Below are 8,314 nucleotides of genomic sequence, written 5' to 3'. Positions count from 1 at the left end.
GATTTGGGCTTCGCTCAAACGCCGCGCGGGCTTGCCTGATCCGGGCTCCGCTTTGATCAAGCGGAGCCCGTATCAGGTCGTTCGATCGATCATTCGGGCGCCGCTCGGGCCGAGGCGCGCGTCAGTTCTCGCGGCTCGAACGGTAGCGCGCGGAGAGATGGTCGATCGGATTGGTGCGGGTGATCCGGCCATCCGGGACCACGGAGGTCGAGGGCCGGATCGCGCTCGGCGCCCGCACGTCGCCGGTCGGGCGTTCGGCAGCGGCGGCCTGCCGGGGCAGGGTGCTGGTGCCCGAGGGGAGGGTGCCGGCGGTGGGCTGGTCGTTGGGATCGGCCACGCTCTGGGCCAGCGCGGCGCCGGGCAGGACCGTCAGGCCGAGAAGGGCCGCGGCCATGAGGGGATGCCGGAGGGTGAGGCGCATCGGAGGCTCCGTCGTGCGGCTGCCGGGGCCGGCGCTGAGCGGCCCGCGGCGGGATCTGACGAGCCAATCCAGGACCTGCGGCCGAGGTTCCGCGCCGCCCCCATCCCACCGCCCAAGCCGCGCAAAAAGGGGCCCGTCAGCCCCGCTTGCGCCCGCCGCCGCCCTTGTAGCGAGGCTTCTGACCGCCCAATCCTTGCGTCGAGCGCGCCTTGGGCCGCTCCTGCCAGGGCACGGCGCCAGCCGGCACTTCGCGGTCGGTGCCCGGGCCCATATTGTCCAGGGTCGGCTTGGCGATGCGGCTGCCCTTCTGGCCATAGCGGCCGGCCTCGCGCTCGATGTCGCCCTGGCGGGCCATGGGATCGTCGGAGACCATGAGTTCGGTCGCCTGGAGGCGCTTCAGTTCGTCGCGAAGCCGGGCCGCCTCCTCGAAGTCGAGATCGGCGGCGGCGGCCCGCATCCGCTTCTCGAGATCGGCCATGACGGCCTTGAGGTTGTGGCCGACCGTGATCGCGTCCTTGGCGAGCCCCGTATCGACGCGGACATGGTCGCGCTCGTAGACGCTCTCGAGGATGTCGCTGATGCCGCGCTTGACCGATTGCGGCGTGATGCCGTGCTCGGCGTTGTAGGCGAGCTGCTTTTGCCGCCGCCGCTCGGTCTCCGCCATCGCCCGCTCCATCGAGCCGGTGATGTGGTCGGCGTAGAGGATGCAGCGGGCATCCGCGTTGCGGGCCGCGCGGCCGATGGTCTGGATCAGCGAGGTCTCGGAGCGGAGAAACCCCTCCTTGTCGGCATCGAGGATGGCGACGAGCGCGCATTCCGGGATGTCGAGGCCCTCGCGCAGGAGGTTGATGCCGATCAGCACGTCGAAGGCACCCAACCTCAAATCGCGAATAATCTCGATGCGCTCCAGGGTGTCGATGTCCGAGTGCATGTAGCGCACCCGCACGGAATTCTCGTGCAGATACTCGGTCAGGTCCTCGGCCATGCGCTTGGTCAGCGTGGTCACCAGCGTGCGATAGCCCGCCTGGGCGACCTCGCGGACCTCGCCCAGGAGGTCGTCGACCTGGGCGCGGGCCGGGCGGATCTCGATCACCGGGTCGACGAGGCCGGTGGGGCGGATCACCTGCTCGGCGAAGATGCCTTGCGTGCGCTCCATTTCCCATTTGCCGGGCGTGGCCGAGACGTGGACCGATTGCGGCCGCATCGCGTCCCATTCCTCGAAGCGGAGCGGGCGGTTGTCGAGGCAGGAGGGCAGGCGGAAGCCGTATTCGGCCAGCGTCGCCTTGCGGCGAAAGTCGCCGCGATACATGCCGCCGATCTGCGGCACGGTGACGTGGCTCTCGTCGGCGAAGACGAGCGCGTTGTCCGGCAGGTACTCGAACAGGGTCGGCGGCGGCTCCCCCGGCTTGCGCCCGGTCAGGTAGCGCGAATAATTCTCGATGCCGTTGCAGGCGCCGGTGGCCTCGATCATCTCGATGTCGAAGGTGCAGCGCTGCTCCAGCCGTTGCGCCTCGATGAGGCGGCCCATCCGGGTCAGTTCCTCGACGCGCTGCTTGAGCTCGGTCTTGATGCCCTTGATCGCCTGCTGCAGCGTCGGGCGCGGCGTGACGTAGTGCGAGTTGGCGTAGACCTTCACGAATTTGAGTTCGTTGATCTTCTTGCCCGTCAGCGGATCGAACTCGACGATGGACTCGATCTCGTCGCCGAACAGGCCGATGCGCCAGCCGCGATCGTCCAAGTGGGCCGGCCACAGCTCGATGACATCACCGCGCACGCGAAACGTGCCGCGGGCGAAGTCCGACTGGATGCGCTTGTACTGGAGCGCCACGAGGTCGGCGATGAGCTGGCGCTGCTCGATCTTCTCGCCCAAGCTGACCGTGAACGACATCGCCGTGTAGGTCTCGACCGAGCCGATGCCGTAGATGCACGAGACCGACGCGACGATGATGACGTCGTCGCGCTCCAGGAGGGCCCGGGTGGCCGAGTGGCGCATCCGGTCGATCTGCTCGTTGATCGAGCTTTCCTTCTCGATGAAGGTGTCCGAGCGCGCCACGTAGGCCTCGGGCTGATAGTAATCGTAGTAGGAGACGAAGTACTCTACGGCATTATCCGGGAAAAAACTCTTGAACTCACCGTAGAGCTGCGCCGCCAGCGTCTTGTTGGGCGCGAGGATCAGGGCGGGGCGCTGGGTCGCCTCGATGACCTTGGCCATCGTGAAGGTCTTACCCGAGCCGGTGACGCCGAGCAGGACCTGATCGCGCTCGGCCGCCTTCACCCCCTCGACCAGCGCCGCGATGGCGGTCGGCTGGTCGCCCGCGGGCGTGAACTCGGATTTCAGCGTGAACTTGTATCCGCCCTCGGACTTCGCCGGCCGCTCCGGCCGGTGCGGCACCCAGGCCTCGCCGTTCTTGAACAGCGGGTTGCCCTCGGTGAGGAGCCGCTCCAGCGCCTCGACGGTGGCCGAGACGCCTTCCGTGGCGAGCGAGGGCGCGTCCTCGGTGAGGGGGCCGGGGGCCGGCCCGCCGTCGGGCGGGGTCAGGCCGAGCGCCTGGGCGAGCCGCGGATCGACCTGCGCCGCGTCGCCCACGGCGAAGCCCGCCTGCGGCGCCTCGGCGAAACCGTCCTGCGCCCCGCGCGTATAGGCCGTCGCCTCACGCGTCTTCGCATCCTTGGCCGCACCTTTGGCCGCACCTTCGCGGCCCCGCCCCTTCCGCGGCGGCTCCGGCACGGGCTCGGCCGGCCGGATGCGGTCGCGGTTGAGCGCCGGGCTGAGCAGCGCCGCCAGATGCTCGTCGAGCGGCTTCAATTCGGGCTTGTCGGCCCGCGCGGTCGCGGCGCGCGGCTTTTTCGGTGCGGGCATGGGGCCAATATGGGCCGGACCGGGCTCGGGCGGAAGACGCGGCCGGGTTCGGTGTTGCCGCGCCCCGAAGGGCCGAATACCGTCGCGACCACCGACGATCGTGAGAAGCTTCGACCTTCGCGATGTCAAAACGGAGCCGGCGCCCCGTGCCTGAGCCGATCCATCGCCAAGCCCGTATCGGCCACGTCCACCTCAAGGTGGCCGACCTCGATCGGGCGCTCGGCTTCTATTGCGGCGTGCTCGGCTTCGCCCTGATGCAGCGTTTCGGCAACCAGGCCGCCTTCGTCTCGGCCGGCGGCTACCACCACCATATCGGCCTCAACACCTGGGAGAGCGCGGGCGGCTCGCCTCCGCCGCCCGGCACCACCGGCCTCTACCATCTCGCGATCCTCTATCCGGACCGGGCCGCGCTCGCCGACGCCCTGCGCCGGGTCGAGGCCGCGGGCATCCCCCTCGACGGGGCGAGCGACCACGGCGTGTCGGAAGCCCTCTACCTCAGCGATCCCGACGGCAACGGCGTCGAACTCTACCGCGACCGCCCGGAGGCCGAGTGGCCGCGGGATTCGGAGGGCGGCCTCGCCATGGTCACCCGGCGGCTCGACCTCAGGGGGCTGCGGGCGGAGACCTGATCGGGGTTTGCGATGGGGACGCCGTTCGGCGGGTCGCCGGGGCCAAGCGCTGGCGGAACCCCGGCAGACCCCCGGCAGACCCCTGGCAGACCCCTGGCCGAGCCATCGGGCTTGACGGCTCTGCATCCGCGTGTACTTTGCGTCACAAAGCGCGGTCGGCCTCGGAGGGGGCGCCCCATGCGGGATCTGGACAGGGCCTTGGCCGACATCGTCGCGATCCGGATGCAGATCGCGCGCGACACCGCCTTCCGCGGCCTCGGGGCGGCGACCTTGGCCGCGACGGGCGTGCTGGCGCTCGCGGTGGCGGCCGGGCAGGCGCTGGTCCTCGACGATCCGACCGGGCGACCGGCCGCCTTCTTCGGCCTGTGGATCGCCACGGCCGCCGCGGCCTGCGCGCTGATCGGCTTCGAGGCGGTGCGGCGCTCGCGCCGGGTCCATTCGGGGCTCGCCGACGCCATGGTGTTCAACGCCATCGAGGGGTTTCTGCCCGCGGGCGGCGCGGGGCTCTGCCTCGGACTCGTCTTCGCCCGCTTCGCCCCCGACCAGATCTGGATGCTGCCGGGCCTGTGGCAGGTGCTGGTCGGGCTCGGCCTGTTCGCCTCCGCCCGCATCCTGCCCCGCCCGGTCCAGCTCGTCGGCGCGTGGTACCTGCTCGCGGGCCTGACCGTGCTGGCGCTGGCGAGCGAGGGCCGCCAGCTCTCGCCCTGGCTGATGGGCCTGCCCTTCGCGTTCGGCCAGGGGCTGCTCGCGATCATCATCCACCGCCAGCCGGGCCAGAGCGAGGGAGGCCTCGATGCCTGACGCGACGGAAGCGCGCTTCTCCTACGAGGGGCTCGACCGGGTCATCCACGAGCGGGCGCGGCTCTCGGTGCTGACCTCGCTGGCCTCGCATCCCCGCGGCCTCGCCTTCCCCGATCTCAAGCGGCTGTGCGGGCTCACCGACGGCAATCTCAGCCGCCACCTCGCGGTGCTGCAGGAGGCCGACCTGGTCGCCCTGGAAAAGGGCTACGACCAGAACCGCCCGCAGACCCTGTGCCGGCTGACGCCGTCCGGCCGCGCCCGCTTCCTCGAATACCTCGCGGTGCTGGAGCAGGTGGTGCGCGACGCGCAAGCCGCCGGGGGCAAGGACGCCGCGGCCGGAAGCAAGAGCGCCGCCGGCTTCGCCGAGCCGGCCTGATCGCCGCTTCGATCGAATCTTAACCAAATTCCTCTTTGATCGGCCGACATCCGCCCGGGAGCTTTACGATGCAAAGCCATTTCGAGCGCAGACCAAAACTCCACGCGGCGATCATCATGGACGGCAACGGCCGCTGGGCCAGCGCCCGCGGGCTGCCGCGCGGGGCCGGGCACCGGGCCGGCGTCAAGACGATCCAGCGGGTGGCGGAGGCCGCGAGCGATCTCGGCATCGGCACGCTGACGCTCTACGCCTTCTCCTCCGACAATTGGCGCCGCCCGGCCGACGAGGTCGGCGGGCTGATGCGCCTGCTCAAGGCCTATCTGCGCAGCGAGACCGACCGGCTCGCCCGCACCGGCACGCGGCTCAGCGTGATCGGCCGCCGCGACCGCCTGCCCGACGGCATCCCGCAGGCGATCGAGCGGGCCGAGGCCGCGACCGCTGGCGGCACCCGCCTGACCCTGCGCATCGCCGTCGACTATTCCTCGCGCGACGCGATCCTCGCCGCCGCCGCCCGGCTCGGGCCGGAGGGGTTTTCGCGGGAGGCGATGAGCGCGGCCCTGGGCGAGGCGGGCGACGTCGATCTCCTGATCCGCACCGGCGGCGAGAAGCGCCTGTCCGACTTCCTGCTGTGGGAGGCGGCCTATGCCGAGCTGCACTTCACCGACCGGATGTGGCCGGATTTCGGGGAGGCGGACCTCGCCGCGGCGGTCTCCGACTTCACCGCGCGGGATCGGCGGTTCGGCGGGTTGAACGCGCCCAAGGTGTCCGTGGCGGCGTAAAGTCCCGCGATTCCAAAGGGATCGTCCCTTTGGCGGGGTCTGGGGCAGAGCCCCATGATGGCTTCGCCGACCAGGGCTTTGCCCTGGACCCACGAAAGGACGTGTCCTTTCGAAACCGGGATTATCCGTAGGCCGCCATCGCCCGCACCCCACCGGGCTCGGCCACCGGCACCCCCGCATCGACATACTCGTTGAGCTTGTTGCGGAGCGTCCGGATCGAGATGCCGAGGATGCGGGCGGCGTGGGTGCGGTTGCCGAGGCAATGGTCGAGGGTGTCGAGGATCAGGTCGCGCTCGACATCGGCCACGGTGCGGCCGACGAGGCCGCGGGTGGCGGCCTCGGCGAGGATCGCCGCCCGCTCGACCGGGCCGGACGGGCTCAGCGATTCGCCCTCCGGGCTCAGGATCGCCTCGGCGCCGATCTCGGCCCCCTGGGCGAGCAGCACCGCCCGGTGGATCGTGTTCTCGAGTTCGCGCACGTTGCCGCGCCAGGGATTGCGGGTGACGAGGCCCTGCGCCTCGCGGGTCAGCGCCCGCACCGGCACCCCGTTGGTCTCGGCGTATTTGCGGCCGAAATGGGCGGCGAGTTCGAGGATGTCGGCGGGGCGCTCGCGCAGGGGCGGCAGCCGCAGGTGGACGACGTTCAGTCGGTAGAACAGGTCCTCGCGAAACGTGCCCTTCTTGACCTCCTCGGCGAGGTTGCGGTTGGAGGTCGCGAGCACGCGGATGTCGACCCGGACGGGGGCGGAGCCGCCGACCCGGTCGATCACCCGCTCCTGCAGGGCGCGCAGGAGCTTCGATTGCAGCCGCACGTCCATCTCGGAGATCTCGTCGAGGAGCAGCGTGCCGCCATGGGCCTCCTCGAACCGGCCGATGCGGCGCGCCACGGCCCCGGTGAAGGCGCCCTTCTCGTGGCCGAACAGCTCGGATTCGAGCAGGGCCTCGGGGATCGCCGCGCAGTTGACGCTGACGAAGGGCCGGCTCGCCCGGTTCGACTTGGCGTGGACGTGGCGGGCCAGCACCTCCTTGCCGGTGCCGCTCTCGCCGGTGATCAGCACCGAGGCCTCCGAGCGGGCGACCTGCTCGGCGAGCTTGACCACCCGCTCCATGGAGGCGTCGCGCCAGACGAAGCTGCGGGCATCCGCGGCCACCGCCTCCAGCACCGCCGCGATCAGCTCGGGATCCGGGGGGAGGGGGATGTACTCCTTGGCGCCGGCCTGGATCGCCGCCACCGCCGCCCGGGCGTCGGAGGCGATGCCGCAGGCGACCACGGGCGTGCGGATGCGCTCCTCGGCGAGCGCCCGGACCAGCCGGGCGATGTCGAGCCCGACATCGACCATGACGAGGTCGCCGCCCTTGGCGCGCAGGACCGCGAGCCCCTGCTCGATCCCCTCCGCATGGGTCACCGCGGCGCCCCGCTGCATGGCGATCTTCGAGGCGGTGACGAGCTCGCTCGAGAGCCGTCCGACGATGAGGAGCCGCATGAGGGGTTCTCCGGAATCTCGTTCGATGCGGGGCGGCCCACCCCGGACTGCGATGATCCCTCATCGTCGTCCGGCCCCCGCGCCCCGGATCGTGACGGCGCCGGGCGCGCGGGGGGGAGGCGGGCGTCCGCCGGGCGTGCCGCGCGGGCGGCACAACAGGAAATCAGTGATCGTTCTTGATGATCTCGGTCATGGTGACGCCGAGGCGCTCCTCGACCAGCACCACCTCGCCGCGGGCGACGAGGCGGTTGTTGACGAACACGTCGATGGCCTCGCCGACCTTGCGGTCGAGCTCCAGCACCGCGCCGGGGCCGAGCCGCAGGAGGTCGCCGATCGGCATGCGCGAGGAACCGAGCACCGCCGAGACCACCACCGGCACGTCGAAGACCTGTTCCAGGTCGGCGGCGCTTTTGGGCGAGGTCGGCACGTCGCGCACCGAGCCGGGGCCGCCCTCGTCGTAGGGGAGGTCGCCTTCGTTGAGCTGGGGCAGGCTGAAATCGTCGCGGGACATCGGATCGAGCCTCGGATCGTCAGGCGTCATCGGAAAAGGGATGGGGCGTCAGGGCTTGGGGCGTCAGGGCCTGGGCCACGGCGGCCTCGATGCGGGCGCGCTCGCGCACCACGCCGCCGTCGGCCCATTCGAGGCGGGCGTCGCCCGGCGGCATGTCGGGTTCGCCGAGCACCACGAGGCGGCCCTCGAAGCCGTGCTCCCGGGCGAGCCGCCGCATCAGCGTCTCGGCCTCCTCCACGAGGCCCTCGTTGAGGCGCAGCACGAGGTGGGGCACGCCGCGAAGATGGCGGAGCGCCGCCCGGGCCGCCTCCTCCACCGCCGCGAGCGGGCGCGCGTCGAGGGCCTCGCCCGCGATCCGCTTCGCCAGGGCGGTCGCGAAGGCGAGCGCCTGCGCCTCGCGCTCCGCGTCGCGGGCATCCGACTGGTGGATCAGGCCGGCGGCGGCGAGCCCGAC

General features: G+C 71.3%; 9 protein-coding genes. 4 read left to right on the top strand and 5 right to left on the bottom strand.

Annotated features, from left to right (window positions below; translation table 11 throughout):
* Positions 1–121: 121 nt before the first annotated feature.
* Both LW587_RS23315 and uvrB read right to left on the bottom strand, forming a co-directional pair.
* A complete protein-coding gene (locus tag LW587_RS23315; RefSeq protein ID WP_232631969.1) occupies positions 122–421 on the bottom strand; it encodes a hypothetical protein in 300 nt (99 codons plus the stop codon).
* A 136-nt stretch (positions 422–557) separates the two neighbouring features.
* A complete protein-coding gene (uvrB, locus tag LW587_RS23310) occupies positions 558–3,281 on the bottom strand; it encodes an excinuclease ABC subunit UvrB (RefSeq protein ID WP_232631968.1) in 2,724 nt (907 codons plus the stop codon).
* A gap of 146 nt (positions 3,282–3,427) precedes the next feature.
* Here uvrB and LW587_RS23305 point away from each other — a divergent pair, with 146 nt between their 5' ends.
* The 4 genes from LW587_RS23305 (at position 3,428) to LW587_RS23290 (ending at position 5,866) form a co-directional block, all read left to right on the top strand.
* Entirely contained in the window at positions 3,428–3,910 is a 483-nt protein-coding gene (locus LW587_RS23305) for a VOC family protein (protein WP_232631967.1), read from the top strand.
* Positions 3,911–4,087: 177 nt separating this feature from the next.
* Positions 4,088–4,711, top strand: coding sequence for a hypothetical protein (locus tag LW587_RS23300; protein ID WP_232631966.1), 624 nt, complete (start codon positions 4,088–4,090; stop codon positions 4,709–4,711).
* Positions 4,704–5,087, top strand: coding sequence for a transcriptional regulator (locus LW587_RS23295; RefSeq protein WP_232631965.1), 384 nt, complete (start codon positions 4,704–4,706; stop codon positions 5,085–5,087). The genes LW587_RS23300 and LW587_RS23295 overlap by 8 nt, the downstream gene beginning before the upstream one ends.
* A gap of 68 nt (positions 5,088–5,155) precedes the next feature.
* Positions 5,156–5,866, top strand: a complete 711-nt coding sequence (locus tag LW587_RS23290) for a di-trans,poly-cis-decaprenylcistransferase (RefSeq protein ID WP_232631964.1) — start codon at positions 5,156–5,158, stop codon at positions 5,864–5,866.
* Between the two features lie 121 nt (positions 5,867–5,987).
* Here the strand turns inward: LW587_RS23290 and flbD are convergent, their stop codons facing one another.
* The 3 genes from flbD to LW587_RS23275 all read right to left on the bottom strand — a co-directional run.
* Positions 5,988–7,349 carry a sigma-54-dependent transcriptional regulator FlbD gene (gene flbD, locus LW587_RS23285; protein WP_232631963.1) on the bottom strand — a complete coding sequence of 454 codons (1,362 nt, stop codon included), beginning with the start codon at positions 7,347–7,349 and terminating at the stop codon, positions 5,988–5,990.
* 163 nt (positions 7,350–7,512) lie between these two features.
* Entirely contained in the window at positions 7,513–7,860 is a 348-nt protein-coding gene (gene fliN, locus LW587_RS23280; RefSeq protein ID WP_232631962.1) for a flagellar motor switch protein FliN, read from the bottom strand.
* A 19-nt stretch (positions 7,861–7,879) separates the two neighbouring features.
* On the bottom strand, positions 7,880–8,314 hold a 435-nt coding region (locus LW587_RS23275; RefSeq protein WP_232631961.1), incomplete at its 5' end, for a FliH/SctL family protein.

The sequence above is a fragment of the Methylobacterium sp. Leaf118 genome, assembly GCF_920984675.1.
Taxonomy (GTDB): Bacteria; Pseudomonadota; Alphaproteobacteria; order Rhizobiales; family Beijerinckiaceae; genus Methylobacterium.
The sequence above is the reverse complement of the archived record's forward strand: the minus strand, read 5'-3'. Positions and strand labels throughout refer to the sequence as shown.